At 55.7% G+C, this 26,192-nt stretch carries 33 protein-coding genes and 1 tRNA gene; 7 read left to right on the top strand and 27 right to left on the bottom strand.

Annotated features, from left to right (window positions below; all coding sequences use genetic code 11):
* Positions 1 to 54 precede the first annotated feature (54 nt).
* Complete coding sequence (locus ACDI13_RS09010; protein ID WP_316989776.1) at positions 55 to 570, bottom strand: Sir2 family NAD-dependent protein deacetylase; 516 nt, start codon at positions 568 to 570, stop codon at positions 55 to 57.
* 296 nt (positions 571 to 866) lie between these two features.
* On the bottom strand, positions 867 to 1,508 hold the full coding sequence (locus tag ACDI13_RS09005) for a hypothetical protein (RefSeq protein ID WP_316989775.1): 642 nt from the start codon (positions 1,506 to 1,508) through the stop codon (positions 867 to 869).
* A 571-nt stretch (positions 1,509 to 2,079) separates the two neighbouring features.
* Here ACDI13_RS09005 and ACDI13_RS09000 point away from each other — a divergent pair.
* Both ACDI13_RS09000 and ACDI13_RS08995 read left to right on the top strand, forming a co-directional pair.
* Entirely contained in the window at positions 2,080 to 2,289 is a 210-nt protein-coding gene (locus ACDI13_RS09000) for a helix-turn-helix domain-containing protein (RefSeq protein WP_372373055.1), read from the top strand.
* Between the two features lie 96 nt (positions 2,290 to 2,385).
* Complete coding sequence (locus tag ACDI13_RS08995) at positions 2,386 to 3,009, top strand: hypothetical protein (protein WP_316989773.1); 624 nt, start codon at positions 2,386 to 2,388, stop codon at positions 3,007 to 3,009.
* Between the two features lie 239 nt (positions 3,010 to 3,248).
* Here ACDI13_RS08995 and ACDI13_RS08990 read toward each other — a convergent pair.
* Positions 3,249 to 3,324: transfer RNA gene (locus ACDI13_RS08990), tRNA-Thr, on the bottom strand.
* Between the two features lie 246 nt (positions 3,325 to 3,570).
* Between ACDI13_RS08990 and cysP the strand changes: the two genes are divergently transcribed.
* Genes cysP through cysW form a run of 3 tightly spaced genes read left to right on the top strand, consistent with a single transcriptional unit; the run spans position 3,571 to position 6,308 of the window.
* A complete protein-coding gene (gene cysP / locus ACDI13_RS08985; protein WP_316989772.1) occupies positions 3,571 to 4,575 on the top strand; it encodes a thiosulfate ABC transporter substrate-binding protein CysP in 1,005 nt (334 codons plus the stop codon).
* Between the two features lie 3 nt (positions 4,576 to 4,578).
* Positions 4,579 to 5,469: a sulfate ABC transporter permease subunit CysT gene (cysT, locus tag ACDI13_RS08980; protein ID WP_316989771.1), complete on the top strand. Its 891-nt coding sequence runs from the start codon at positions 4,579 to 4,581 to the stop codon at positions 5,467 to 5,469.
* Complete coding sequence (gene cysW / locus ACDI13_RS08975) at positions 5,466 to 6,308, top strand: sulfate ABC transporter permease subunit CysW (RefSeq protein ID WP_316989770.1); 843 nt, start codon at positions 5,466 to 5,468, stop codon at positions 6,306 to 6,308. The genes cysT and cysW overlap by 4 nt, the downstream gene beginning before the upstream one ends.
* Before the next feature lie 298 nt (positions 6,309 to 6,606).
* Here the strand turns inward: cysW and ACDI13_RS08970 are convergent, their stop codons facing one another.
* From ACDI13_RS08970 to petA, 5 genes are all read right to left on the bottom strand, one after another.
* On the bottom strand, positions 6,607 to 7,032 hold the full coding sequence (locus tag ACDI13_RS08970; RefSeq protein ID WP_316989769.1) for a ClpXP protease specificity-enhancing factor: 426 nt from the start codon (positions 7,030 to 7,032) through the stop codon (positions 6,607 to 6,609).
* A gap of 5 nt (positions 7,033 to 7,037) precedes the next feature.
* Complete coding sequence (locus tag ACDI13_RS08965) at positions 7,038 to 7,646, bottom strand: glutathione S-transferase N-terminal domain-containing protein (protein WP_094198005.1); 609 nt, start codon at positions 7,644 to 7,646, stop codon at positions 7,038 to 7,040.
* A 126-nt stretch (positions 7,647 to 7,772) separates the two neighbouring features.
* Entirely contained in the window at positions 7,773 to 8,627 is an 855-nt protein-coding gene (locus ACDI13_RS08960; RefSeq protein ID WP_316989768.1) for a cytochrome c1, read from the bottom strand.
* A gap of 19 nt (positions 8,628 to 8,646) precedes the next feature.
* Positions 8,647 to 10,035: a cytochrome bc complex cytochrome b subunit gene (locus ACDI13_RS08955; RefSeq protein WP_042485705.1), complete on the bottom strand. Its 1,389-nt coding sequence runs from the start codon at positions 10,033 to 10,035 to the stop codon at positions 8,647 to 8,649.
* Between the two features lie 50 nt (positions 10,036 to 10,085).
* Positions 10,086 to 10,730, bottom strand: a complete 645-nt coding sequence (gene petA / locus ACDI13_RS08950) for a ubiquinol-cytochrome c reductase iron-sulfur subunit (RefSeq protein ID WP_316989767.1) — start codon at positions 10,728 to 10,730, stop codon at positions 10,086 to 10,088.
* Between the two features lie 126 nt (positions 10,731 to 10,856).
* On the opposite strand from petA, the gene mscL reads away from it, so the two are divergent.
* Positions 10,857 to 11,312, top strand: a complete 456-nt coding sequence (mscL, locus tag ACDI13_RS08945; RefSeq protein ID WP_316989766.1) for a large conductance mechanosensitive channel protein MscL — start codon at positions 10,857 to 10,859, stop codon at positions 11,310 to 11,312.
* Between the two features lie 181 nt (positions 11,313 to 11,493).
* On the opposite strand, the gene ACDI13_RS08940 is transcribed toward mscL, so the two are convergent.
* Positions 11,494 to 12,270 (bottom strand): Nif3-like dinuclear metal center hexameric protein, encoded by a 777-nt coding sequence (locus tag ACDI13_RS08940; protein WP_316989765.1) that lies wholly within the window; start codon positions 12,268 to 12,270, stop codon positions 11,494 to 11,496.
* A gap of 25 nt (positions 12,271 to 12,295) precedes the next feature.
* Here ACDI13_RS08940 and ACDI13_RS08935 point away from each other — a divergent pair, with 25 nt between their 5' ends.
* Positions 12,296 to 13,456 carry a trypsin-like peptidase domain-containing protein gene (locus ACDI13_RS08935; RefSeq protein WP_316989764.1) on the top strand — a complete coding sequence of 387 codons (1,161 nt, stop codon included), beginning with the start codon at positions 12,296 to 12,298 and terminating at the stop codon, positions 13,454 to 13,456.
* A 178-nt stretch (positions 13,457 to 13,634) separates the two neighbouring features.
* On the opposite strand, the gene tatC is transcribed toward ACDI13_RS08935, so the two are convergent.
* From tatC to ACDI13_RS08845, 18 genes are all read right to left on the bottom strand, one after another.
* Positions 13,635 to 14,402, bottom strand: coding sequence for a twin-arginine translocase subunit TatC (tatC, locus tag ACDI13_RS08930; RefSeq protein ID WP_316989763.1), 768 nt, complete (start codon positions 14,400 to 14,402; stop codon positions 13,635 to 13,637).
* Complete coding sequence (gene tatB, locus ACDI13_RS08925) at positions 14,399 to 14,890, bottom strand: Sec-independent protein translocase protein TatB (RefSeq protein ID WP_316989762.1); 492 nt, start codon at positions 14,888 to 14,890, stop codon at positions 14,399 to 14,401. Before tatB ends, tatC begins: the two co-directional genes overlap by 4 nt.
* 17 nt (positions 14,891 to 14,907) lie before the next feature.
* On the bottom strand, positions 14,908 to 15,141 hold the full coding sequence (gene tatA, locus ACDI13_RS08920) for a Sec-independent protein translocase subunit TatA (protein WP_316989761.1): 234 nt from the start codon (positions 15,139 to 15,141) through the stop codon (positions 14,908 to 14,910).
* Positions 15,142 to 15,153: 12 nt separating this feature from the next.
* Positions 15,154 to 15,522 carry a histidine triad nucleotide-binding protein gene (locus tag ACDI13_RS08915; RefSeq protein WP_316988358.1) on the bottom strand — a complete coding sequence of 123 codons (369 nt, stop codon included), beginning with the start codon at positions 15,520 to 15,522 and terminating at the stop codon, positions 15,154 to 15,156.
* 83 nt (positions 15,523 to 15,605) lie between these two features.
* Positions 15,606 to 15,959 (bottom strand): phosphoribosyl-ATP diphosphatase, encoded by a 354-nt coding sequence (locus ACDI13_RS08910; RefSeq protein WP_316988357.1) that lies wholly within the window; start codon positions 15,957 to 15,959, stop codon positions 15,606 to 15,608.
* Positions 15,956 to 16,360 (bottom strand): phosphoribosyl-AMP cyclohydrolase, encoded by a 405-nt coding sequence (gene hisI / locus ACDI13_RS08905; RefSeq protein ID WP_316988356.1) that lies wholly within the window; start codon positions 16,358 to 16,360, stop codon positions 15,956 to 15,958. The genes ACDI13_RS08910 and hisI overlap by 4 nt, the downstream gene beginning before the upstream one ends.
* Complete coding sequence (hisF, locus tag ACDI13_RS08900; RefSeq protein WP_316988355.1) at positions 16,360 to 17,151, bottom strand: imidazole glycerol phosphate synthase subunit HisF; 792 nt, start codon at positions 17,149 to 17,151, stop codon at positions 16,360 to 16,362. The genes hisI and hisF overlap by 1 nt, the downstream gene beginning before the upstream one ends.
* The gene (hisA, locus tag ACDI13_RS08895; RefSeq protein WP_316988354.1) at positions 17,148 to 17,888 is read right to left on the bottom strand and encodes a 1-(5-phosphoribosyl)-5-[(5-phosphoribosylamino)methylideneamino]imidazole-4-carboxamide isomerase; all 741 of its coding nucleotides are present in this window, start codon (positions 17,886 to 17,888) and stop codon (positions 17,148 to 17,150) included. Before hisA ends, hisF begins: the two co-directional genes overlap by 4 nt.
* Positions 17,889 to 17,966: 78 nt before the next feature.
* Positions 17,967 to 18,614 (bottom strand): imidazole glycerol phosphate synthase subunit HisH, encoded by a 648-nt coding sequence (hisH, locus tag ACDI13_RS08890; RefSeq protein WP_094197991.1) that lies wholly within the window; start codon positions 18,612 to 18,614, stop codon positions 17,967 to 17,969.
* 20 nt (positions 18,615 to 18,634) lie between these two features.
* Positions 18,635 to 19,222 (bottom strand): imidazoleglycerol-phosphate dehydratase HisB, encoded by a 588-nt coding sequence (hisB, locus tag ACDI13_RS08885; protein WP_316988353.1) that lies wholly within the window; start codon positions 19,220 to 19,222, stop codon positions 18,635 to 18,637.
* Between the two features lie 25 nt (positions 19,223 to 19,247).
* A complete protein-coding gene (hisD, locus tag ACDI13_RS08880; protein WP_316988352.1) occupies positions 19,248 to 20,552 on the bottom strand; it encodes a histidinol dehydrogenase in 1,305 nt (434 codons plus the stop codon).
* A 129-nt stretch (positions 20,553 to 20,681) separates the two neighbouring features.
* Positions 20,682 to 21,356: an ATP phosphoribosyltransferase gene (hisG, locus tag ACDI13_RS08875; RefSeq protein ID WP_316988351.1), complete on the bottom strand. Its 675-nt coding sequence runs from the start codon at positions 21,354 to 21,356 to the stop codon at positions 20,682 to 20,684.
* Complete coding sequence (gene murA / locus ACDI13_RS08870; protein WP_316988350.1) at positions 21,356 to 22,615, bottom strand: UDP-N-acetylglucosamine 1-carboxyvinyltransferase; 1,260 nt, start codon at positions 22,613 to 22,615, stop codon at positions 21,356 to 21,358. Before murA ends, hisG begins: the two co-directional genes overlap by 1 nt.
* The gene (locus ACDI13_RS08865; RefSeq protein ID WP_009455487.1) at positions 22,608 to 22,856 is read right to left on the bottom strand and encodes a BolA family protein; all 249 of its coding nucleotides are present in this window, start codon (positions 22,854 to 22,856) and stop codon (positions 22,608 to 22,610) included. The genes murA and ACDI13_RS08865 overlap by 8 nt, the downstream gene beginning before the upstream one ends.
* Positions 22,857 to 22,860: 4 nt before the next feature.
* Positions 22,861 to 23,619, bottom strand: a complete 759-nt coding sequence (locus tag ACDI13_RS08860; protein WP_316988359.1) for an ABC transporter permease — start codon at positions 23,617 to 23,619, stop codon at positions 22,861 to 22,863.
* 95 nt (positions 23,620 to 23,714) lie between these two features.
* Entirely contained in the window at positions 23,715 to 24,506 is a 792-nt protein-coding gene (locus tag ACDI13_RS08855; RefSeq protein ID WP_009455490.1) for an ABC transporter ATP-binding protein, read from the bottom strand.
* A 185-nt stretch (positions 24,507 to 24,691) separates the two neighbouring features.
* Positions 24,692 to 25,363 carry an ABC transporter substrate-binding protein gene (locus tag ACDI13_RS08850; protein ID WP_316988349.1) on the bottom strand — a complete coding sequence of 224 codons (672 nt, stop codon included), beginning with the start codon at positions 25,361 to 25,363 and terminating at the stop codon, positions 24,692 to 24,694.
* Positions 25,364 to 25,401: 38 nt separating this feature from the next.
* The gene (locus ACDI13_RS08845) at positions 25,402 to 26,181 is read right to left on the bottom strand and encodes a VacJ family lipoprotein (RefSeq protein WP_316988348.1); all 780 of its coding nucleotides are present in this window, start codon (positions 26,179 to 26,181) and stop codon (positions 25,402 to 25,404) included.
* Between the last annotated feature and the right edge of the window lie 11 nt (positions 26,182 to 26,192).

Below are 26,192 nucleotides of genomic sequence, written 5' to 3'. Positions count from 1 at the left end.
CTATTGATGTTCGGTTGTGGGCGAAGGGAAGTCTTGGTGTGATGGAAATGTATCTTATGCTATTAGCAAAGTGTCGATTTTCTGTAGGGCCTGCATGCCCTCCATGGCTAGGCTGACGTGGCTAGGATTGCCGTAAATCGCAGGGTCTCGCGGGTTGATACGTATTACCGGCGCATGGAAATCAAACGCTATGCGATGTGTTAAGTCGCGGGTGGCGGATATGGCTGTTCCCGCCCCAATTTCGATGATTAGCAGGCGTTCGGCGCTACGAAGCCAATGCTCCAGCCTTCTACGTTGTGCTAAAGCCCGGTCTTCGAGCCATTCTTCGGCACCAAACATGTAGATATTGGGCCGCGCTAGATCGCCGCAATGAGGGCAGAGCGGCAGGTCATTGAGAAGCAGACAATTTTTCTCCTCCACGACGGGATGGAAGCCATCCACCGGCCAAATTTCATCAGTACAGCCGTCCAGGCATTGCAAATGATGAATTGACCCATGGCATTCAGTTATTCGGCTGGCTTCAAAGTCGGCCTTCTGGAAATGTCCATCTACGTTGGTGGTGGATGCCATGCAGCCATAAGGCGCACTGTCGCCCTATTTCTTCAATAGGTCGTAGCCAGCGTGTGGCGGGGTTTGCCGATAGAGATTGAGGCGATGGCCATAAAACCCCCACGCACGTTCGGGCCGCTGCAGAAAGGCTTGGGGCGAGGCGATGGAAGTGAAGTCGATGCCGCTACGCGCCAGAAGCCTGATTGCCGCGAAAGTCGGGTAGGCTGGAATCGACACCCATGCCTGCACCGGTGACGAACAGTAGCATTTCAGCGTCGTTGACTAGGCATGCAGCCTTCTCGGATTGGCTGGCTTCGTCAGAGCCCATAGCGTCCCCTTCCTCCTGCAAGGTCTGGGTCGTAGTGGGGATCGGATTTCAGCCAAAAGTGTGGTGCCTCGCAGTTTATGCCGTCGCACAAGCCCATGATTACTTGGAGAGCTTGAAGTAGCACATATATGATTTCGATCAGAAATGATAATGCCGCGAAAGTTGCCAGCCCCAGGAGCAAGCAGATTAGGGCTTTCTTGATGCCTGATTTGTGACGCTCTTGATAAATTATGAAGGAAATTATGGCAATAAATATTGCACTTATCCATAAAGGGGAGGCGTGCAAGGTTGTCACGACCCCAACAGCAAAAGCAAGGGGCAATAGCGTCCACCAGTATGTTTTTAGTTTATCCAATAGGTAGTCTGCAGTGCCCTCATAAACGGTGCTAGCAGCCAAGCCATATGCTTCCCTAGGGAGTCCAGCCTCGTTGAGTTGACCCTGAACTAAGAGTAGCTGTCCCCCCCGTTCTTCCCATAGCCGAACCCATTTTTTCTCGCGCCAGATGTATAGATTCCGATGTGCATCTTCACGGACGAGTCCAAATTGAGTGCGATACAACTTCTCGTCTCCGCGTTGATCTGAGGGGCTGGAATAAACCAGCTTCTTGGTGAAATATATTTGTTTTGGCATTTTCAACTCCCACCAGCAACAACTAGTATGGCGTAAGCTGCAGTGTAAGTATTTGTGTTTCCCGCTAGCTTTACTGACGGCGGTCCTCAATAACAGTTGTTGGCGCTGGCCTGTATTGAGGACGATGAAGCCCCGGATCATCGCTGTTTAGGCATTGGAATGTAGCAGTGTAGTTGTAGAAAGGGCGGTCGAAATCGGAAGACGTGTTTGTGACGAGCACCTCTTTGCTAAGACCTTGGCAATGGGAGTTCGCGGTTTGCAGGGCGCCAGCCTCGGCGGCGGTCGAACCTCCCGCCATATTGTGTCTAGAGGCGGAAACACGGTATGTATCGGGTCCCATTTTCAAAACACTCCCTGTCGAACCGCACCCTTGAAGGATCACCATTGTGGCAATGATCAAGCCAGCCTTGGATGGTTGCATGTTTTCCTCTTTATTTTATGAGATTTAAAAACAGTAGAGTTACATACTGTAGTGCATTAAGCAGTAGTCCGCCACTCTTCGTGCATGAGCACGAATACAGTTTCCATACCAACGGCGGTGCGTACCAGAATCGCAATAAACCTAAAGCGGTTGCGTACCGAGCGAGGCCTGAGCCAGGAAAGCATGGCCGAGTTGGCAGACTTTCATCGAACCTATGTCTCTCAGCTTGAGCGTTGCGTTACCAACATCAGCATTGATGGGTTGGAGCGTATTGCCCATGCGTTGGGCGTCGATGTCGTTGACCTGCTTGCGCCGACTTCGAGCGACGGGGAACAAGGTAAGCCGCACGCGGACAAGTGACAAGGAAAATCGTAGGGGAATTTTTAAGTGAGCTTGTTCAAGAGGAAAAGGAAAAGCAGCCCAGCAAAGGCTCCAACCGTAGATGAGCAGATCCCAATGTTCTCTAATCTCGTGCCTAGCCGAGAGTACGACGATCTCGCCTATGATGCCGTTGAATTAAGGGTTTGGCTGCCTGAGGCATGTCGTATCGCTTTGGATGAAGTTACGAACGTCATGAACGTGACCGAAGCGTTTTGGTTGCGTGTCGTACTTTTGATGCATCTGTATGGCGAGCATGAATATCGCCGGATGTTCGCACAAAGATCGGATTTTTTTGCGCCACCACGCACGGTGTCTCCGAAAAACGGCCGCTACGGGTTCTCGTTCAGTGCTGCGCCGGGGCCAACTGATCCGGAAAATCCGCTGCCAGAACCCACCACCTGGGTTGCCCCCAACCTGGGCAAGAATATGTGGCCCATCAAAGTGTTTGTGCCCAGACAGCTAAAGGCGGATTTGCAACATGCAGCGGCCAGAACAGGAGTGGCCCTATCGGTCTATGTTCGGGAAATACTGATTACGAAGCTGCTGGGACAGGCGATCGATCGAGATTCGCTTTCGCTCTTTTCACCTGAATTGTTGCATGCAGGCCAAGCCTGGGAGTCTGGGGTTGTTAATGACAGCGAAGTACTAATTAGTGCCGTCCAATCTGAGGGTGCGGAAATCACTCACCTAAGCGGCTGACATGTTGCGACTGCCCCGCACCCATTAGGGCGACACCTTTGGGCATATAAACATGTTGCTGGTGATAGGCTGAACAGTACTACTGCTGTACAAGAAATGCTACGGCCGGCACGAAATCGCCTTTGTAACGATAGGATAAATGTACGCAGCATTTCCCAAAACTGTTTACAAAGTGCTTACACGGAACCAGAAAAGCAAAACGCCACCCGGTTAGGGGTGGCGTATGTGCTTGATAACCATGGTGCCGGCTAAAGGAGTTGAACCCTCGACCTTCGCATTACAAGTGCGCTGCTCTACCAACTGAGCTAAGCCGGCGAATTGATGATTATAGCCGGGTTTTTTGCAAAGAAGCAATCACCAGAAAAATATTGCGGTGTCCAAGACGCACTGGCTCAGCCAGTCAGTAGGTTCTGGTTATAAGCGCATGATGAAAATGTCGTTTTAAATGCCTTTCCCCCTACCCATAATCTGATCTATCCAAGCTGCGCTTATATAGAAAGCACGCGATTGAACATCAGTGACGGGCTCCGAAGGCCGCGTCCGCGAACTCTGGGGAACACCATGAAATTGAAGTCTGTTGTTGGCTCCGCCTTGTTGTTGACGTCTTTGCTGGGTGGCACAGCCAGTGCCCAGGTTTCTTTGCTGAATGCCTCGTTTGACGTGGCGCGCGAGACCTTTGCGGCGATCAACCCCAAGTTTGTCGAGCACTGGAAAGCCACTACGGGTGAAGACATCAAGATTGATCAGTCTTTTGCCGGGACTTCCCGTCAGGCCCAGGACATTATTCAGGGTAAGAAAGTCGATACCGTGACCTTCAACCAGGTGACCGATATCGAGTTCCTGGCCGAGCGCGGCGCGGTGGCCAAGGACTGGGCCACTAAATTCCCGAACAACAGCTCGCCTTACTACAGCACCATCGCTTTCCTGGTGCGCAAGGGCAATCCCAAGAACATCAAGTCCTGGGATGATCTGGTGCGCGACGATGTGAAGCTGGTGTTCCCGAACCCCAAGACCTCAGGTAATGCCCGCTACACCTATTTGGCGTCCTGGTTGTATGCCAATGAAGCCTTCGGCGGTGATGAAGCGAAGATCAAAGAGTTTGTCGGCAAGGTGCTGGCTAATGTCGAGAGCTTTCCCACGGGAGGCCGTGGTGCAACGGTGGCTTTTGCCCAGAATGGTCAGGGCGATGTGTTGCTGACCTTTGAGTCCGAAGTGCTTAATATTGCCGCCAGCGACGAATTCAAGGGCAGCGAACTGGAAGTGGTGGTGCCCCCCGTCAGCGTATTGGCTGAGTTCCCCGTAGCCGTGGTGGACCGTGTGGTTGACCAGAAGGGCACTCGCAAGGAAGCGACCGAATACCTACAGTTCCAGTACACCCCGGAGATTCAGCGTCTGCTGGCTGGTTTCAACTACCGTGTAACGGATCCTGCCGTGGCCAAGGAGTTTGAGTCCAAATACGCACCAGTCAAGTTGATTAACCCTACCGACCTTCTGGGCTCCTGGACTGACATTCAAAGCCGCCACTTTGCTGCGAATGGCGTGTTGGACCAGTTGCTGGCCAAGTAATTCATGAGTCGCACTCTTGTGGGCGAGGCGCAGGATTCCGGGGCGAAGACTGCGCTAAAGCCCATCTTCTTTCTGCGCCGCCCTGTCATGCCGGGTTTTGGGCTGAGTTTTGGCTTTAGCGTCCTGTACCTGTCCATTATTGTGCTGCTGCCGTTGTCGGCCTTGTTCATGTATGTCAGTGACATGAGTCTGGCCGATTACTGGCGTGCGGTGACCGATAAGCGCGTCGTCAGCAGTTATCAGGTCACGATCAGCGCCGCTCTTTACTCCACCCTGACTGCCAGTGTGGTGGGGTTCATTATTGCCTGGATTATTACGCGCTTTGAGTTTCCGGGGCGTCGCCTGATCGATGCTTTGGTAGACCTGCCGTTTGCCTTGCCAACTTCGGTAGCGGGTTTGACCTTGGCGACGCTGTTTGTGCCTGGCGGCTGGTTTGGTCAGTTTCTGCCGGAAGGCTGGAAGATCGCCTATCAATACCCTGGCATTGTTCTGGCTATGACCTTCACCAGCCTGCCTTTTGTCGTACGTATTGTGCAGCCGGTGATTGAAGAGCTGGGAGCCGAGTACGAGGAAGTCGCCCATACATTGGGTGCCAGTGGCTGGCAGACGTTCAGCAAAGTGGTGTTCCCGCCGCTGATTCCGGCTCTGGTCACGGGAGCCTCCCAGGCTTTTATCCGTAGTTTGGGTGAGTTCGGTGCCGTCATCATGATTGCCGGCAACATTCCCTACAAAACGGAAGTGTCATCCCTGATGATTTTTGTACGCCTGCAAGAGTTCAACTATCCGGCGGCGGCGGCGATTGCCTCGGTGATTCTGATCGCCTCCTTGCTGCTGTTGCTTACCTTGCAGTGGGTGCAGAACCGTTTGTTGGGTTGGCAGCGGAGGGCACCATGAGAAAAACACCTAAAAGCACGGCTGACCGTTTGATTCTGACCGTGGGCATTGCCTTGGTGCTGGGTTTGCTGGTGGTGCCCCTGATACTGATTTTCTCCAAAGCCTTGGGTGATGGCTTGCCTGCCTTGTGGAGCAATCTGCAAGAGGACTATATGCTCCACGCCATCGGGCTGACTTTGTTCGTGGCGGTGCTGACGGTGCCCCTGAACATGGTCTTTGGCATCTTGCTGGCTTGGTGTCTGACGCATTATGAGTTCCGTGGCCGTCGTTTGCTCAGTACCTTGGTGGATTTGCCTTACGCCGTCTCGCCTGTGGTAGCGGGTCTGTGCTACCTGGTGGTCTACGGCGTGGAGTCGTCCCTGGGGCAGTGGCTAAGCGCGCGTGATATCCAGCTCATGTTTGCCTGGCCCGGCATTCTGATGGTGACCATCTTTGTGACGACGCCTTATGTGGCTCGCATTCTGATTCCTATCATGCAGGCGCAAGGCTCGGACGCGCAGGCAGCGGCGTTAAGTCTGGGGGCCAATGGTTGGCAGATCTTCTGGCACGTCACCTTGCCGGATATTAAATGGGCCTTGCTCTATGGCGTGGTGCTGACCAATGCTCGTGCGATTGGCGAGTTCGGCGCGGTGTCCGTGGTGTCTGGCACCATCATGAATCAGACCTTGACCTTGTCCCTGCTGGTGGATCAGTTGAACAACGATAACAAGGCGGCTGCGGCCTTTACAGCGGCTGCGCTGCTGGCGGTATTCGCGATTGTGTCGGTGATGCTCAAGAGCCTGCTGGAGTGGCGTGTGGCGGCTGGTCGTCGCCGTAATCAGGAGGAGGCGGTGCAGTAGGGGTAGAACTTGGCGTGTGTGAGATAGTGGTGCAGTGCCTTCGTTCAACATCATTGAGCGCAGTATTGATGGTAGGCGTGGAAAGCCCAGTCTTCTGGGCCAGTTGCTTAGCACTTAATGTAGCAATTGATGTTCTTCTTTACTAAGAGAGAAGCTAAAGTAAGCGTCCTTAATTAAAGAAAGTGTTATTGGCTGTGCTCAGTGACTATGCACGTTGTTGGGCGACCTGTTCTGCTACAGATTACTCAAGAGAAAAAAGGCTCCGTAGGGAGCCTTTTTTGTTTGCATCGAACGCGCCTTACTTGACGATCTTCAGGTGCGAGACCTTGTCCGCGTCTTTTTTGGCAGTGGGTGCTTCTGGTGCCGCTTCAGGAGCTGCATCCTGTGCTTCGCCTTCAGCGTACGGTTCGGATTCCACGACTTCAAAACCCATACCAGCACCTGTTTCACGTGCGTAGATAGCCGACACCGCTGCCACGGGCACAAAAATGTCTTCCGTGACACCGCCAAAGCGGGCCTGGAATTCAATGTAGTCGTTACCCAGAATCAGGCCATTGGTGGCCAGATGTCCAATATTCAGGGTGATTTGACCATCCTGAATATGGCCGCGTGGAACAACGGTGTTGGCGTCAACCGTGACCACAATGTGTGGTGTGTATCCGTGATCGGAACACCATTCGTGTAGAGCGCGCAACAGGTAGGGTTTGGTCGAGGTCTCTTGCATATGGATTAGCGGCGCATGACTTTTTCGGAAGGAGTCAGTGCTTCAATGTAAGCGGGGCGCGAGAACACGCGCTCGGCGTACTTTTGCACAGGAGCGGCGCTCTTGGGCAGTTCGATACCGTAGTGGTCCAGGCGCCAGAGCAGGGGAGCGATCGCCACGTCCAGCATGGAGAACTCTTCACCCAGCATGTATTTGTTCTTGAGCAGGATCGGAGCCAACTGCGACAAGTGGTTGCGGATTTGCTGACGGGCCAGTTCTTGTGCTTTGGCATCCGTGTTGCGGCGGTCTTCCAGGGCAGCCACGTGTACAAACAGTTCCTTCTCGAAGTTGTACAGGAACAGGCGAGTACGGGCGCGCATGGTAGGGTCCGCAGGCATCAGCTGAGGATGCGGGAAACGCTCATCAATGTATTCATTGATGATGTTCGATTCGTACAAGATCAGGTCACGTTCTACCAGGATGGGCACCTGTCCGTAGGGGTTCATGACGGCGATATCTTCAGGCTTGTTGTACAAGTCGATGTCGCGGATCTCGAAATCCATGCCTTTTTCAAACAACACGAAACGGCAGCGTTGTGAGAATGGGCAAGTTGTTCCAGAGTAGAGCACCATCATGGTAGGAGATTCCAGTCGTAGAAATAAAAACAAGAGCCTCACGGCTCAGAATTTAAAACCCTGCAAGGGGTTTTAACAATAAAAAGCCGGGCAGGCTAGTTAGGCCTGCCCGTCTAGCATAGCGTTTTACTTGATGTCTTTCCAGAAAACGCTGTTCAGGCGCCATGCAACGGCAAAGAACAAGAGCAGGAACAGGATCACGCCCACACCAATTTTCTTGCGCTCCAGTTGCACCGGTTCAGCCATCCAGTCCATGAAGTTGGCCAGATCAGCGACATCGTTGTCGTATTTGGCAGCGGCCTTGGCGTTAACTGGCTCAAGCTTGACGGTGTCAGTAGCGTGGCCGGTGTAATCGGCCAATACTTCTTTCTTGACGTCGGAGAAGCCAGCTGGATCGTAGGTAGCCGTGGTCTTGACCCATTCCTTGCTACCGTCGTCCTTGGCGGTTTCAGCCACGGTTGTACGGTGCAAGGTCACGCCACCTTGGCGCTCCCACATGGCGTGAGGCATACCCACACTTGGGAAAACCAGGTTATCCCAGCCAGTTGGGCGGGACACGTCACGGTAAAACGTGCGCAGGTAGGTGTAGATGTAGTCTGCGCCGCTAGGGCCCAGGTTGGTGGACTTGGCGCGTGCAATCACGGACAGGTCAGGAGGAGCGGCACCAAACCACTTCTTGCCCATTTCCGGGGTCATGGCGATCTTCATCAGATCACCCACCTTGTCCGAGGAGAACAGCAAGTTTTTCTTGATGTCCTCTTCGGTCAGGCCGATGTCTGTCAGCTTGTTGTAGCGCATGGAGTTGGCGCTATGACAGTTCAGACAGTAGTTCACAAACAGTTTTGCGCCATTTTGCAACGCCGCCATGTCATTCATGCGGTCGGGCGCGCGCTCCAGGGCATAGCCACCTCCGGCGGCACCAGCCACCGTGCAGGTCAGGGACAAGGCCAGAGCGCCAAGCAGTTTCTTAATCATGGTCATTCCGTTTCGTGTTGGGGGCCTAGTGAGGGCGGAAAGTCACGCGATCAGGTTCGGGTTTGAATGTACCCATGCGGCTCCATACCGGCATCAACAGGAAGAAGGCCAGGTAGATCACCGTACCGATCTGGCTCAGCAGGTTGAACAAGTCGTTCGGGGCCTGCGTGCCCAGGTAACCCAAGATCAGGAAGTTGATGATGAAAATCGCGTACAGCACTTTGTGCCAGGTAGGACGGTAGCGAATCGACTTCACAGGCGATTTGTCCAGCCAAGGCAGGAAGAACAGGATCACGACCGTACCACCCATGGCCACCACGCCCCAGAACTTGGCGTCGATAACACGCAGCAGCACAGCAACAGCGATCAGGACAGCGGGTACGACCAGGCGCCAGATACCGGGCAGCTTGCCTTTGACGAACAGCACCAGAGCGCCCAGCACGGAAGCACCGGCCAGAACCCAGGTAAAGTCAGCCGTTGTGGCGCGCAGCATGGAGTAGAAAGGCGTGAAGTACCAGACAGGCGCAATGTGTGGAGGAGTCTTTAGCGCATCGGCAGGGCTGAAGTTGTTGAACTCCAGGAAGTAGCCGCCCATTTCAGGGGCAAAGAACACAATCGCGGCAAATACAATCAGGAAGCCAGCCACACCCAGGATGTCGTGCACCGAGTAGTAGGGGTGGAAGGGGATGCCATCCAAAGGACGGCCTTGGGCGTCTTTGGGGCCTTGCTTGATTTCGATACCGTCGGGGTTGTTGGAGCCCACTTCGTGCAGAGCGATCAGGTGAGCCACAACCAGACCCAGCAGGACCAGAGGCACAGCAATCACGTGCAGAGCAAAGAAGCGGTTCAAGGTGGCGTCGGACACCACGTAGTCACCACGGATGAAAATAGCCAGGTCAGGACCAATGAAAGGGATGGCCGAGAACAGGTTAACAATCACCTGGGCGCCCCAGTAGGACATCTGGCCCCATGGCAGCAGGTAGCCCATGAAGGCTTCAGCCATCAGACAGAGGAAAATGGCCACACCAAAGATCCAGACCAGTTCACGTGGCTTGCGGTAGGAACCGTAGAACAAGCCGCGCAGCATGTGCAGGTACACCACCACGAAGAACATGGAAGCGCCTGTGGAGTGCATGTAGCGGATGATCCAGCCGCCGGGCACTTCACGCATGATGTACTCGACCGACTCAAAGGCCAGCTTGGCATCAGGCTTGTAGTTCATGACCAGGAAAATACCTGTCACGATCTGGATAACCAGCACCAGCAGTGCCAGAGAACCAAAGAAGTACCAGAAGTTGAAGTTCTTCGGCGCGTAATATTCTGACATGTGCTCTTTGTACATGGATGTCAGGGGGAAGCGCCTGTCAATCCATCCCAAGAGTCCTGTCGTTTCGACGGTTTTCTCGCCAGCCATGAAACGGCTCCTTTATCTTTTTAAATAGTACGTATTGGGTTACAGCCGCCTTAGGCCTTGTTGTTTTCGTCTACGCCGATGGTAACCATCGTGCCGTCAGCCGAGAACTGGTAGGGCGGGATTTCCAGATTGTCTGGAGCAGGCTTGTTGCTGTAGACACGGCCGGCCAGGTCAAATGTGGAGCCGTGGCAGGGGCACAGAAAGCCGCCTTCCCAACCACCGGGCAGACCGGCGCCAGCGCCAGCGGCCAGATGCGGGGTCGGGGAGCAACCTAAGTGGGTGCAAATACCGATACAGATAAAGATTTCAGGGCGACGCGAACGGTATTCGTTCTTGGCGTACGCAGGGGTGTAGCCGGGACGGTCCGAGTCAGGGTCGGCCAATTGGCTATCCAGTTTGGGTAGGGCGTCCAATTGCTCTTGGGTGCGGTGCAGAATCCAGACGGGTTTCCCGCGCCATTCAACGGTGCGCATCTGACCGGGGGCGATACTGGAAATATCAACCTCTACGGGAGCGCCGGCCGCTTTTGCCTTCTCCGAAGGAGCAAAGGAGCTGACAAAGGGAACAGCGGTGGCCACACCAGCGACACCACCTAATGCACAGGCGGTGGCGACCCAGGTGCGGCGCGAAGGATCGGGCGGAAGATTGAAATCAACCGCGCCTATGGCATCGGGCTGTGTCGTGTTCTGACTCATTCTAGTATCCTTATTCCTGCCCGATTCGGGCAATACCACAATTTACGGATTTGGGCCTGGGTATATTATTCAACCGCACATTATACGCGTTACCCAGCGCAGCATAACTTGATCAAAGGTGAACATATGAACAAGGCTCGAGGTTTCCTGAACGAATTCCGGGAGTTCGCCGTTAAGGGCAACATGATGGACCTTGCGGTCGGTGTCATTATTGGCGCTGCTTTCGGCAAGATTATTGACTCGCTGGTAAAAGACGTTGTCATGCCCGTCATCAGTTTCATCCTTGGCGGCGAGGTGAATTTTACCAATCAGTTCACAGTCTTGCGTAGACCAGAGGGCTTTGCCGGCCCAGAAACCCTGGAAGCTTTGAGGTCGGCCGGGGCTGTTGTTCTTTCGTGGGGTAACTTCCTGACCATTTTGATCAACTTCATCTTGCTGGCCTTCGTGGTGTTTTGCATGGTCAAGATGATTAACCGTATGCGTGCCACGGTGGCCAAGGAAGAAGCAGCGGAAGTCGTTCCCGCGCCAACCCCTGAAGACGTGCTGTTGCTGCGTGAGATCAGGGATTCGCTGAAAAAATAAAAGCCCAAACGAATCAAAGCTTTAAGGTGCCTTTCGGCACCTTTTGTTTATGTAAACCCACCGGCAGGGCCAAGTTTGCCCACGCCGGATGCCTGATTTTAGCCTTTCCTGGCCTGGGCTTGTCTAGCCATGCGGTTCGTTAAAGCTTGTTCAAGGTCATATCTGCTGGCTTTTGGTGCAATTAGATCGGGTTGTCCATGTCGATAAACTCCACGTCAATACCGAACCGGCGAGCGATTTCTTCGCCCAAGGCCTGAGCTCCGTAGCGTTCGGTGGCATGGTGACCGGCAGCCATGAAGGCAATATTGTTTTCCTGTGCGCTGTGAAAGGTCTGTTCTGAGGCCTCGCCGCTGATATAAAGATCGGCTTGGGCGGCAACGGCACTCTCGATAAAGCCCTGCGCGCCTCCCGTGCACCAGGCAATTCGACGAACTTTTCGTTGTAAATCACCAACAATCAGTGGTTTGCGGTGTAAGTTATTGCAAACTGTCAGGCCGAATGTTTCCAGTGAGACAGGGGCTGGCAGTTCGCCCAGCCAGACCAATCCGTCCGGACCACAGGTTTGTGCCAAGCCGTTTGCGTCGCGAAGCACCTCAATGCCTAATTGCCGGGCCAATTGAGCGTTGTTGCCGAACTCGGGATGCGTATCCAGGGGCAGGTGATAGCCCAAGAGGTTAAGCTGATGCGACAGGACGCGTTCGAGACGAGTTTTGCGGGTGCCAACAATACATGGGTTCTCGTTTTTCCAGAACCAGCCGTGGTGTACCAAAATAGCGTCCGCCTGGCGGGCAATAGCAGCATCAATCAGTGCCAGCGAGGCCGTCACGCCGGTGACAAGCTTGCCAATATAGGGCTTGCCTTCGACCTGGAGCCCATTGGGGCAGTAGTCCTTGAAACGGGTGATATCCAAGGTGCTATTGAGCCAGTTGACTAGTTCTGCTGTTGAAACCTGAGTCATGGAAATCCTTATCTGAAAGAGTGCTATGCGTCGATTGTGGCTAGTATTTGCTCAAGCAGTGACGATCTGCTTGGCGGGTTTTTTTATTGTGGTGACATTGCGGCCCCAGTGGGTTGGGGTACCCCAGGCACCTGCCCGCACGACTGATGTGGTGGCCTTACCGGCGCCGGCTTTGCTTGCGACGGTCGCGCAGGAGAAACCGTTGTCTTATGCCTCGGCGGTCACCCATGCCGCACCGGCTGTCGTTAATGTGTACACCAGCAAGCATTTGGAAGGCAATTCTCCCTTGCTGGAAGACCCCGACTTGCAGCGTCTGTTCCGTGAGCTGCCTGATCTGATGGGGCGTCGTTCCACCATCAATCTGGGTTCGGGCGTGATCGTACACGAACAAGGTTATATTTTGACCAACTACCACGTGATCGAGGCAGCCGATGCCATTGAGGTGGCGTTGTCGGATGGGCGTCAGGCCAAGGCCCGTCTGATTGGTTCGGATCCGGAAAGCGACCTGGCTGTGCTCAAGATTGACCTGCCCAAGTTGGCGGCCATCCGGCCCCCAGCTCAAGACCAACTACAGGTCGGTGATGTGGTGCTGGCCATCGGCAATCCTTTCGGGGTGGGCCAAACCACGACGATGGGCATTGTGTCCGGACTGGGGCGCAATCGTTTAGGTATCAATATTTACGAGAATTTTATCCAGACCGATGCGGCGATCAATCCGGGCAATTCTGGTGGTGCCCTGGTGGATGCAGCAGGCCGATTGGTAGGTATCAATACCGCTATTTATTCTGAAACGGGTGGGTCGCTGGGTATCGGCTTTGCCATTCCTGCTTCGACCGCCTTGGCCATCATGGACGAGATCATTCGTAATGGAGAGGTGACACGGGGTTGGCTCGGGCTGGAGCCGCAGGACATTACGCCGGATTTGCTCAAGAACTTTCAGTTGAAAAGTGATGCGGGTGTGATTATTGCCAGCGTGCAGCGTCATGGTCCGGCTGCCGAAGCACATTTGCAGGTTGGGGATATCGTGTTGCGCTTGAACGGTCAGCCAGTCACTGATTCGATTGGCTTGCTCAACCAGATTGGCCCAGTGCAACCGGGGCAGACCGTGACACTAAGCGTGCTGCGTGATGGCAAGGAGCGGGATATTCCCGTCAAGGTAGGCATGAGACCTCAGGTGCGCAAGTAAGGCCTGCCGCTTCCCGCTGACGTTCATTTAGCTACGCTGTTGTGCAGATCGTAGTGGCGTAAGGGTAGTGAAGAAAATGGCTCTCTGGACGGCTCCTTTCGGAGCAGGGCAAGAGAGCCATTTTGGGGGCTGCGCTGACAAAACCTAGCGTCTACAGACTGATGCTGCTTTGATCGTTTTACGTGTCCAGCTCACGGCCTTCACTACTTTCTGCTTCTCGTTTTTTGATCAGGCTGGCGGCTAGAATTCCTAACTCATAGAGCAAGCATAGCGGCGTTGCTAATAGAAGCTGGCTGACCACATCTGGTGGAGTCACAATAGCGGCGATGACAAAAGCACCCACAATGACATAGCCACGGATTTCACGCAGTTTGGCCACCGTTACAACGCCTGTTTTAACCAGCAAGATCACTGCGATCGGCACTTCAAACGTAATGCCAAATGCCAGGAACATGGTCATGACAAAACCCAGGTAGGCTTCGATGTCCGGAGCTGGCGTAATCGATTGTGGGGCGAACGTGGCGATGAAATGGAAAACGGTGCGGAACACCACGAAATAACAAAATGCCATGCCAGCGATGAACAGCAAGGTGCTGGTCATGATCAGGGGCAACGCCAGCTTCTTTTCGTGGTTATACAAGCCAGGCGCAATAAAGGCCCATGCCTGATAAAGCACAATCGGCAAGGCCAGCACGAAGGCGGCCATCAGGGTGACTTTGACCGGCACCATGAAAGGGGTAATCACTCCCGTGGCGATCATGCGTGTGCCCTCGGGTAGAGAGCTCATCATGGGCTGTGCCAACACATCATAAATGGCCGAGGCACCTGGGTAGGTGAACAACACGATGAAAATTCCCACCACAGCAATAACGGCGCGTAACAGGCGTGTGCGCAGTTCTACCAAGTGAGAGATAAAGGTGTCTTCTTGAGGCGCGTCGGTGCTCATGCCGTAGGTCCTTTAGCGGGTTGGGCGGGAGCATCCGTAGGACGGGGAGCGTCGTCACTGGCAGGCGCGCTAGGCGCTGGCGGGGCGGCTGCATCCGTGCTCGGCTGGCTGGCAACCGGTTCTGTTAAAGCGGCGTCGGGCGTTGCAGTGGCACTGTCAGAGGTATCTGAGAAGGCCTTACGCGCGGACTCCGACGCATGTTGCAGGGTGTCGCGAGCTTCGGTCAGAGGCTGGCTCAGGCTTTTGCCTGTGTCCTCGACTGAACTACGCACTGAGCGCGCAGCGTCCTCCATCTGGTCTTTGAGCTTATTGACCTCGTCCAGATTGATTTCACGTTGGATATCGGACTTGACCTCGGTGACGTAACGCTGCGCGCGGCCAAGCAGATGCCCGGCTGTGCGAGCCACTTTGGGAAGGCGCTCCGGACCGATCACGATCAAAGCAACTACGCCGATCAGGAGTAGCTCAGTAAAACTGATATCAAACATGGAGACTCACGTAAAAGTCAGGTGCGATCGGACTTTTCCTTGGCCTGCACATCGATGGTTTGGGGATCTGCCGTACGCTGGCTGACGCTTTCGGGTGTTTTTTCTTCTTCACCCACGTCTTTCATGCCTTCCTTGAAGCCTTTGACTGCACCGCCCAGATCCGAGCCGATATTACGCAGTTTTTTGGTGCCGAAAACCAGGGCAACGATGACCAGAACGATCAGCCAGTGCCAAATGCTAAAGCTACCCATAATGTATCTCCCTTAAGCAGCCATGGCTGCGCGTTGTTGCCATGGGCGCTCACCGCCCAAGATGTGCATGTGTAAATGGTTGATTTCCTGCCCGCCATCCAAACCGCTGTTGATGACAATGCGGAAACCGCCTTCGGGGCCGGGGCGACAACCAGCCTTTGCGGCCAGGGAAGGTGCCAAAGCCATCATTTTACCCAACCATTCGCTATCCTGGCCCGATACGTCCTGCATGGACACGACGTGTTTCTTGGGGATGACCAGGATATGGATAGGTGCAGCTGGGTTGATGTCGTGAAATGCCAGAAAGTCCTCGTCCTCGTACACTTTCTTGGACGGGATCTGACCGGCAGCAATTTTACAAAACAGACAGTTCTCGCTCATAGCAACCTCGGTAGCGAAGCACCCGCTGAGCGAATGCTGAAAATCTAGGTATTAGGACAGTGTAGCGCGACTAGATGACAGGATTACGCTTGATCCTTAGGTCGCGAAGCTTTTTCTTCCAATCCCGATGTGCCTTCACGGCGCAGCAGTTCTGTCAGCACATCGCGAGGCCCCAGACCATAATAGGTCAGGGCCACCAGGCTATGAAACCACAGGTCTGCGGTTTCGCAGACAATGCGTTCGCGTTCCTGATCCTTAGCTGCCATGACCAACTCGGTCGCTTCTTCGCCGATCTTCTTCAAGAAGGCATCCGGCCCTTTGGCCAGAAGCCTGGCGGCGTAGGACGAGGAGGGATCCCCGCCTTGTGCCGGCAAACGGGACTTCAAGGTGCGGCCAAGATGATCGAGGATAGTCTCGACAGTAGGTTGTTCGCTCATCGGTAAATATGCTCCGGGTCTTTCAGGACGGGGTCAACCACCACCCATTGTGCTTGGTCGCTCTGGCCTTGCAACTGGCGATAAAAGCAGCTTTCACGACCCGTATGACAGGCGATCTGACCAAGCTGTTCCACGCGGAGCAAAATAACGTCGCCGTCGCAGTCCAGGCGCAAGTCGCTGACGTGTTGCACATGGCCGGATTCCTCGCCCTTGCGCCACAGGCGCTGGCGGGAACGCGACCAGTACACGGCGCGGCCGGTGCTGACGGTCTCTTGCAGGGACTCCTGGTTCATCCAGGCGACCATCAGGATTTTGCCCGTGGCTTGGTCCTGCGCAATCGCGGGGATCAGACCTTGTTCATCAAAGCGGATTTCAGTCAACCAGGTCGGTAAGTCTGCCATTAGCGTCTCACCTGAATACCTTGCGCAGCCATGAAATCCTTGGCTTGGGCAATGGTGTGTTGACCGTAGTGGAAGATGCTGGCGGCCAGTACGGCGCTGGCACCACCTTTGATCACGCCGTCGGCCAGATCTTGCAGGCCACCCACACCGCCAGAGGCGATAACGGGCACCGAGACCGCATCGGACACGGCACGAGTCAGCTCCAGATCAAAGCCGGATTTGGTGCCGTCGCGGTCCATGCTGGTCAGCAGCAGCTCGCCGGCACCATAGTCGGCCATGCGGGCTGCCCACTCCACGACATCTAGTCCTGTTCCACGACGACCGCCGTGGGTAAAGACTTCCCAGCGGGGTGCTTCGTTCTCATTGCTGACGCGGCGTGCATCAATGGCGACAACCATGCACTGTTTGCCATGGTGATCGCTGGCAGCACGCACCAGATCCGGGTTGCTGATGGCGGCGCTGTTAATGGAAACCTTGTCCGCACCGGCATTGAGCAGGCGCTGGATGTCCGTTACTTCACGGACACCGCCACCGACGGTCAGCGGGATGAAAATCTGGCTGGCCACCTGCTCGATGATCGGCAAGATCAAGTCACGGTTGTCCGAGGTGGCGGTAATGTCCAGGAAGGTCAGCTCGTCGGCACCCTGATCGTTGTACTTGCGGGCGATCTCGACCGGGTCTCCGGCATCGACCAGATCGACAAAATTGATCCCTTTGACCACGCGGCCAGCGGTCACGTCCAGACAAGGAATGATGCGGCAGGCTAATTCGTTGGCGACGTCCTGGCTCATGCCGGGTACTCGTCGGCAAAGGTTTGTGCCTCGGCAAAATTCAGGGTGCCTTCGTAAATGCTGCGACCTAAAATGACACCTTCAATCCCTTCGTGCTCTACGGCACACAGGTCTTCAATGTCTTTCAGATTGGTGACGCCACCGGAGGCGATGACAGGAATCTTGACGTGTTGGGACAGCTTGACGGTGGCTTCAATATTGACGCCGGTCAGCATGCCGTCACGGCCAATATCCGTGTAGATAATGGATTCGCAGCCGTAGTCTTCGAATTTCTTGGCCAGGTCCAGTACGTCGTGGCGAGTCAGCTTGCTCCAGCCGTCGGTGGCGATTTTGCCATCACGGGCGTCCAGACCAACAATGATGTTGCCAGGAAAGGCGCTGCAGGCATCTTGTAGGAAGCCTGGGCTTTTGACGGCGGCAGTGCCAATAATGACATAACTGATGCCAACGTCCAGGTAGCGTTCGATGGTGTCCAGATCGCGGATACCGCCACCGATCTGTACCGGAATCTCACCGTCAATGGCCGCAATAATGGATTTGATGGCTTCACCGTTCTTGGGCTTGCCGGCAAAGGCGCCGTTCAAGTCCACCAGATGCAGGCGCCGGGCCCCTTGCTCGAGCCACTGTGTTGCTATTTTGGCTGGATCATCCGAGAAAATAGTGGCGTCGTCCAGGTCACCCTGGCGAAGGCGCACACAACGCCCGTCTTTAAGGTCGATGGCGGGAATCAAAAGCATGGTCTTTAGCCGTAAAAAACGTAAGAAATACTGGGTCGGAAAAAGTCGAAAAGACGCCAGGAAGCTTTATTGAAAAAATCATGGCTTCCAGTTGGCGAAATTCCGGAACAGTTGCAGGCCGTTGTCCGCACTTTTCTCAGGATGGCATTGCAACGCAAAAATATTAGCGTTTGCTATCGCCGAGGTAAAGCGTTGGCCATAGTGCGTCGAACCACAAGTTTGATCTATATGCAGCGGATCGACAAAGTAGCTGTGCACAAAGTAAAAGAACGCGCCATCTTCAATGCCAGCCCATAAGGGATGGTCCTGAGTCTGGTGTACGCGGTTCCAGCCAATATGGGGCACTTTCAGCCCGGTGCCGGAGGCGTGGTCGCTGCTTTTGTAGTTTGGGCCTTCAAAACGGCGTACTTGGCCGGGAATCAGACCTAAACAGGGGACATTGCCTTCCTGGCTGGAGTCGAACAGCATCTGTTCGCCTACGCAAATACCCAATAAAGGTTTGCTGCGAGCTGCAGTCAGCAAGGCGTCGCGCAAACCGGATTGGTCCAGGTGGGCCATGCAATCGGGCATGGCACCCTGGCCGGGTAAGACAACCCGGTCCGCATCCAGAATGGCTTGAGGAGTTTGAGCAAGAACGATGCGCGCATCAGGTGCGGCGGCATGGAGTGCTCGGGCAACCGAGAAGATGTTGCCCGAACCGTAATCGACAATAGCGATAGTGGTCACGATGTGTGTCCGAAGGGCGTTTACAGAACCCCTTTGGTCGAAGGCACCACGCCTTCGCTACGTGGGTCCAGCTCCAGAGCCATGCGCAATGCTCGACCAAAGGCTTTGAACACGGTTTCGCACTGATGGTGTGCGTTTTCGCCGCGCAGGTTATCGATGTGCATAGAAACCAGGGCGTGATTGACAAAACCCTGGAAAAACTCGCGTGCCAAGTCTACATCGAACTGGCCGATTCGTGCGCGGGTAAAGGGCACAAAATAAAACAGGCCAGGGCGACCGGAGAAGTCCACGACCACGCGCGACAGGGCTTCGTCCAGCGGCACGTAGGCGTGGCCATAGCGGCGCAGACCGGCTTTGCTACCGACAGCCTTGGCAAATGCCTGGCCTAGCGCAATGCCGATATCTTCGACGGTATGGTGGTCGTCGATGTGGGTATCGCCTTCACAGTGCACGTCCAGGTCAATCAGACCGTGGCGGGCGATCTGGTCCAGCATGTGGTCCAGAAAAGGCACGCCGCTGTTGAGCGAGTGACGGCCAGTGCCGTCCAGGTTAACGGCCACGCGGATGCGGGTTTCATTGGTATTGCGGGTAATCTCGGCGGTACGCATATCAGAGCCGGCGGCAAGGCCGGTATCAGGATTGGTTCAATCGGAATTGCGCGCTGGCAGCGTGGGCATACAGCCCCTCGCCTTGAGCCAGCGTAGCGGCTATGGGTCCCAGTGTTTGGGCGCCTGATTCTGAAACCTGAATAATGCTGCTGCGTTTCTGGAAATCGTAGACGCCCAAGGGTGACGAGAAACGCGCAGTGCGTGCCGTCGGCAGGACATGGTTAGGCCCGGCACAGTAATCGCCCAGCGATTCAGAGCTGTAGGGGCCCAGGAAAATGGCGCCAGCATGGCGGATTTTGCCCAACAAGTCCTGGGCGTTCCGGGTAGAGACTTCCAGGTGTTCCGGCGCGATATGGTTGCTGATCTTACAGGCCTCGTCCAGATCGCGGACGTGGATCAGGGCACCGCGACCAGACAGGCTGCGACGGATGATGTCCTCGCGTGGCATGGTGGGCAACAGGCGTTCGATAGCGGCTTCAACCTGATCCAGGAAGTCGGCATCCGGGCATAGCAAGATGGCTTGGGCCAACTCGTCGTGTTCGGCCTGGGAGAACAGGTCCATGGCCACCCAGTCAGCAGGAGCACTGCCGTCGCTGATGATCAGGATTTCGGAGGGGCCGGCAATCATGTCGATGCCAACCACACCAAAGACGCGGCGTTTGGCAGCGGCGACATAGGCGTTGCCGGGGCCGACAATCTTGTCTACCGGCGGGATGGTGTCCGTACCGTAAGCCAAAGCGCCTACGGCTTGTGCGCCACCAATGGTGAACACGCGATCGACACCACCCAGGGCGGCAGCCGCCAGCACGATGGGGTTGCGCACGCCATCGGGTGTAGGCGTGACCATGATCAGTTCTGGAACACCAGCCACTTTGGCGGGAATGGCGTTCATCAAAACCGAGGAGGGGTAAGCGGCCTTGCCACCGGGAACATAGAGTCCCACACGGTCCAAGGGGGTAACTTGCTGACCCAGCACGGTGCCGTCGGCTTCCGTGTAGGTCCAGGTTTGTGCGCGTTGGTGCTCGTGATAGCGGCGCACGCGCTCGGCGGCCTGTTCCAGTGCCTTGCGCTGATCGGCAGGCAGGCTGTCCAGGGCCGCGAATAGCTCTTCCTTGGAGATTTCCAGTGCCGAGGCTTGTTCAAGGGCCAACCGGTCAAAGCGTTGGGTGTAATCCAGTAAGGCCGTGTCTCCCTCATGCTGGATACGATGCAGAATTTCGGCACAAGCGTGCTCGATAGACGCGTCTTCAGACGCTTCGTAAGCCAACAGCGTGCGCAGTTCGGCGTCGAACTGGGCGGATTGGGAGGTCAGGCGATGGATCAGTGACATGTCGCTATAGGAAAAAGCTAAGGAGCAAGGGCCAGTGTATAACATTTCGCTTGCGCAAAAGGCGCAGACCGCCTTTTGCTCAAACAGGATTGTCAGGCTGTTTGTCCCTTGGGAAAATCAGGGTTGGGTTTACTCGTCCAACGACGCCCGCGAGAAAGCGTCAATCAGGGGTTGTAGCTGTGCGCCGCGGTTTTTCATGGCGGCCTGATTGACGATCAAGCGCGAGGAAATGGGGGTGATGTCTTCCACTTCCACCAGCTTGTTGGCACGCAAGGTACCGCCGCTGGAGACCAGGTCCACAATGGCGTCGGCCAGACCGACCAGTGGAGCCAGCTCCATGGAGCCGTAGAGCTTGATCAGGTCCACATACACGCCCTTGCCGGCAAAGTGTTCGCGAGCTGCACGTGTGTATTTGGTGGCGATACGCAGGCGCGAACCCTGCTTGACAGCCGAGTGGTAGTCAAAGCCTTCTGCGACGGCCACACACAGGCGGCAACGGGCAATGTTCAGGTCCACAGGTTGGTACAGACCACCGGGGTGCTGTTCCATGTGCTCGTACAGCACGTCCTTGCCGGCAATCCCGATATGAGCGGCGCCGTATTGCACGTAGGTTGGCACGTCCGTGGCGCGCACAATAATCAGACGCAGGTCCGGGCTATTGGTGGGCAGGATCAGTTTGCGTGACGTTTCCGGGCTTTCCAGCACCTTGATACCGGCCTCTTCCAGCAAAGGCAGGGTTTCGTCAAAAATCCGGCCTTTGGACAAGGCCAGTGTCAGAGGTTGATTTAAACCGGCGGGACTCATTAGGTTTCCTTGCTGCTGATTCGCTCAATGTTGGCGCCTACGGCTTGAAGCTTGGCTTCCATACGGTCGTAGCCACGGTCCAGATGGTAGATGCGTTCGACGGTGGTGTCACCCCGAGCAGCCAGACCCGCAATGACCAGACTGGCCGATGCACGCAGGTCGGTTGCCATGACGGTGGCGCCTGTCAGGTAGGGAGCGCCGGTAACCACGGCCATATGACCTTCGATATCGATCTGGGCACCTAGACGGTTTAATTCTTGCACGTGCATGTAGCGATTTTCAAAGATGGTTTCCACCACCGAGGCGGTGCCGTCGGCAATGGTGTTCAGTGCCATCAATTGAGCCTGCATGTCCGTGGGAAAGCCTGGGTACTCGCTGGTGCGGAAGCTGACGGCCTTGGGCCGACCATTCATGCTGGCCTTGATCCAGTCCGGGCCGGTTTCAATCTGCAGGCCGGCTTCGCGCAATTTGTCCAGCGTGGCACCCATGGCGTCGGCATCGGTATTGCGTAAGGTCAGTTCGCCACCGGTAGCGGCAACAGCACACAGGAAAGTCCCGGCTTCGATACGATCTGGGCAGATCGTGTGCTTGGCACCGTGCAGATGCTCGACACCGTCAATGACGATGCGGTCGGTGCCATGGCCCTGGATCTTGGCACCCATTTTGATCAGCAGTTCGGCCAGATCAATAACTTCGGGTTCGCGGGCCGCGTTCTCCAGAATGGTTTGGCCTTCTGCCAGAACAGCCGCCATCATCAGGTTTTCGGTGCCGGTGACGGTGACCATGTCCGTACGCACTACTGCACCACGCAAGCGTTTGGCGCGGGCATGTACAAAGCCGTGCTCGACATGGATTTCTGCTCCCATGGCAGCCAGACCTTTGATGTGCTGATCCACAGGGCGTTGGCCAATGGCACAACCACCGGGCAGGCTGACGCGGGCCTCGCCAAAGCGGGCCAGCAGGGGGCCCAGCACCAGAATGGAGGCGCGCATGGTTTTCACCAGTTCGTAGGGCGCTTCCAGATTGGTGATGTTGCCTGCATTCAGCTCCAGCGTGCCATTGCGCTCCTGGGTGACACCTAACTGCCCCAACAGCTTCAAGGTGGTGTCGATGTCACGCAGACGCGGGACATTGTCCAGGTACACCGTGTCGGCAGTCAGCAGACTGGCGCACAGAATAGGCAGGGCGGCGTTTTTGGCGCCAGAGACGGTGATCTCGCCATTCAGGCGCTGTCCGCCCGTGATGCGTAATTTATCCATTCGGATTGGCCTTGTATTCGTCGGGGGTAAGCGTGCGCATGGACAGGGCGTGGATTTCAGCTTTCATCCGGTCACCCAGAGCCTTGTAGACCAGTTGGTGACGCGCAATCAGACGTTTGCCTTCAAAGGCAGTGCTGACGATCAGGGCCTCAAAGTGGGAACCGTCGCCTTGCACTTGCAGGTGCTCACAGGGCAGGTTGTCGGCAATGTATTGGTGAACTTGTTCGGGGGTCGGCAACATGAGATCAATTCCGTAATTTATAGCCTGAGGCAAGCAGGCGTAGCGAAATCAGACACAGCGCCACAAAGACGCTGGCGACAACGGTCAGGCTGAACCAGGGAGAAATATCCGAGGCGGCAAAAAAACCGTAGCGGAATCCGTCAATGGTATAGAGCAACGGGTTCCAGTGTGAAACAGCTTGCCAAAACGGTGGCAGGCTATGAATCGAATAGAACACACCCGACAAAAAGGTTGCAGGCATGATCAGAAAGTTCTGGAACGCGGCCAATTGGTCGAATTTTTCAGACCACAGACCGGCAATCAGGCCCAAGGTGCCCATAATGCCGCAAGACAGAACGGCAAAGGTCAATACCCACAAAGGGTTGGCCAGGGGCAGGGAGACGAAAAACAGGGACACCAGCCAGACACAGAGGCCCACACAGACGCCACGGGCGATGGACGCCAGTAGATAGGCGGCGAAAATCTCGCGGTGTGACAGGGGAGGCAACAGGATAAACACCAGATTGCCCGTGATGCGACTTTGAATCAGCGAGGACGAGGGGTTGGCAAAGGCGTTTTGCAACATGCTCATCATCATCAGGCCCGGAATCAGGAAGGCGGTGTAGGGCACGGAATCGTACACCGTGACGCGGCCTTCCAGCACGTGGGCGAAAATCAGCAAATACATCAGCGCCGTCAGTACGGGCGCTGCAATGGTCTGAAAGCCCACTTTCCAGAAGCGCATCAGCTCTTTGCGCAGCAGCGTGGGAAAGCCCGAACCCATCTTGGGCTGCGGGGGCAGGCTTAAGGTACCGATCTTGGTAGCGGGAGCGTCCGTGTTTTGAGGCACGCCCCAGTGTTTGGGAGACGGGTTTGGGTTCACAGGGCGACTCCCATTTTTCCTTCGTTGTGCATGATGCGCACAAATGCATCCTCCAGATCGTGGCCGCCTGCGCGTTCCATAATGGCTTGGGTGGTATCCAGGGCGACAATCTTGCCACTTTTCAGCATAGCCAGCCGGCCACAGAGGGCCTGGGCTTCTTCCAGATAGTGGGTGGTCAGCAAGATGGTGTGGCCTTGTTGATTCAGACGAATGATGAATTCCCACAGCGTGCGGCGCAGGTCCACATCCACACCGGCAGTAGGTTCATCCAGAATAATGACCGGGGGGCGGTGCACCAGCGCCTGGGCGACCAGAACGCGGCGCTTCATGCCGCCGGACAAGGCGCGCATGTTCACGTCGGCCTTGTCGCTCAGGGCGAGATTGGCCAGAATTTCGTCGATCCAGTCGTCATTGTTTTTCAGGCCAAAGTAGCCCGATTGCAGACGCAAAGTTTCACGGACGGTGAAAAAGGGATCATAAACAATTTCCTGTGGCACCACGCCCAGCGATTGGCGGGCTTTCTGGTACTGGGTGCGCACATCGTAACCACAGACGCTTACCTGGCCGCTGGTGGGCCGGGTCAGGCCGGCCAACATGGAAATCAGGGTTGTTTTGCCGGCGCCGTTCGGGCCGAGCAAGCCAAAAAATTCACCATGTTCAATAGTCAGGCTGACCTGGTCGACGGCCAGAAAGCCGGCATCGGAACGTGGAGGGGAGAACAGGCTTTTGAGTCCCCGGCTTTGGGGGGCGAAGCGTTTGCTGACGTTATCGAGTTTGAAGGCGGACATGGCAATTTGGTTGGCCTGACGCGAGTGTGGCGTTGGCGGTCGTCGCGGTAGCGTCTTTGTTAACTAAACAGGCCTACGCATGGGCGTAGACCTGTTTGAGGGTGATCAGGCTCTTTATTATAGAGTACGACTCTGGTCTGCTTAAGAAAGCCTGGCCAAAGTGCCCGTGCTTGCCACGGCCTGCCTTAGCCGTTTTGCTTGTTCAGTGCCTGAATCAGGCCATCAATACCATCTTGCTCAATTTGCTGGGCAAACTGGTTTCGGTAGTTTTGGATCAACCAGATACCTTCCACGTTCAAGTCATAGATTCTCCAGCCTTCCGGTGTTTTCTCCAGGCGGTAATCTACGCCAACCGGGCCTCCGTTGGACTGGGTCAGCGAGGAACGCACCACCACGTCGTCCGCATTGGCATCGCCACGGAACGGCAGGATGGTCAGTTGGGTTTTGTCATCCACACGGGACAAGGCACCGCTGTAGGTGCGAACCAAGGTGCCCTTGAACGCGTCGACCAGCTTCTGGCGCTGTTCGGGGCTGGCTTGACGCCAGTAGCGGCCAGCGGACAGGCGAGTGGTCTTTTCCAGGTTTACGTAGGGCATGATGTGTTCGTTCACAGCGGCCATGATGGCAGCACGATCACCCTTGCGGATGGCCTCGCTTGCCTTGACGACTTGCAATGCCTGATTGCCAACTGTTTCAACAAACTTGTTGGGCTCGCCTTTAGGATCGGCGGCTTGGGCTTGCGCGGCGACAGCATACAAAGACAGGGCCAATACGGCACAGATGGTCAGAACCCAGGAAATCAGGCGAGAGGGAGAGGACTGCAAAGCAGTCCCGCCCAGGGCGGGACGGGAAATCATAAAAAACTCCGGAAGAATGTTCGGCGGGCAGGGCGTTTTTATTCGTCTGCGTCCGAGTAGTCAGGCAGGTCCTGGCTGGTGTCGCCACCGGTGCGGCGGTCTTGAACCATCGCATGGCGTCGTTGCAGGTAAGCGTCGCGTATGAAGCTGTAGCGGTCAAGGGCGATGTCGTTAACAAGTTTTTCTGCATCCAGCACGCCAGCGCGGGCATCCAGTGCCCACAGACCCATGATGCTGTTGCGTACCGGTACATCCTTGATCGCCATGATCGGGCCCGTGGAGGAGAAGCCCTCCAGGAAGCTGGTGCCGCGTGCCAAACCGTCGCGAACGGTGCTGGGGCCAAAGAAGGGCAGAACCACGTAAGGTCCAGGCTTGATGCCCCATACGCCCAGCGTTACGCCAAAGTCGTTGGGAATGCGCTTGGAACCGTTCATGGTGGCCACGTCAATACAACCACCCAGACCCATGGTGGAGTTGAACAGGACGCGGCCCAAGGTATTGAAGAAGTCGACGTGTTCGCCTTGCAGGAAGCTGTTGACGGCCGACCAGGCGTCGCCCAGATTGTTGAAAATGTTGCTGATGCATGTGCGTGCGGGCTGTGGTGTCAGGGCGGTATAGCCCTCTGCAATCGGTTTGATCAGCGCGCCGTCCACGGTTTCGTTAAAGGCGTAGATGCCACGGTTCATGCTTTCCCAAGGGTCCTGGGGATTAGGGTTGGGCACACTGGCGCAACCGGCCACAAGGGCAGCACTGGCACCGACCAGACTCAAACGGACTCCACGAGGCAGGGAGTAGGAGTGGCTAGTTGTTGTATTCATGGTTGTGTCGT

Origin of the sequence: Alcaligenes faecalis, assembly GCF_041521385.1 — a bacterium.
GTDB lineage: Bacteria > Pseudomonadota > Gammaproteobacteria > Burkholderiales > Burkholderiaceae_B > Alcaligenes > Alcaligenes faecalis_E.
This window is presented reverse-complemented; position numbering and strand designations above follow the sequence as displayed.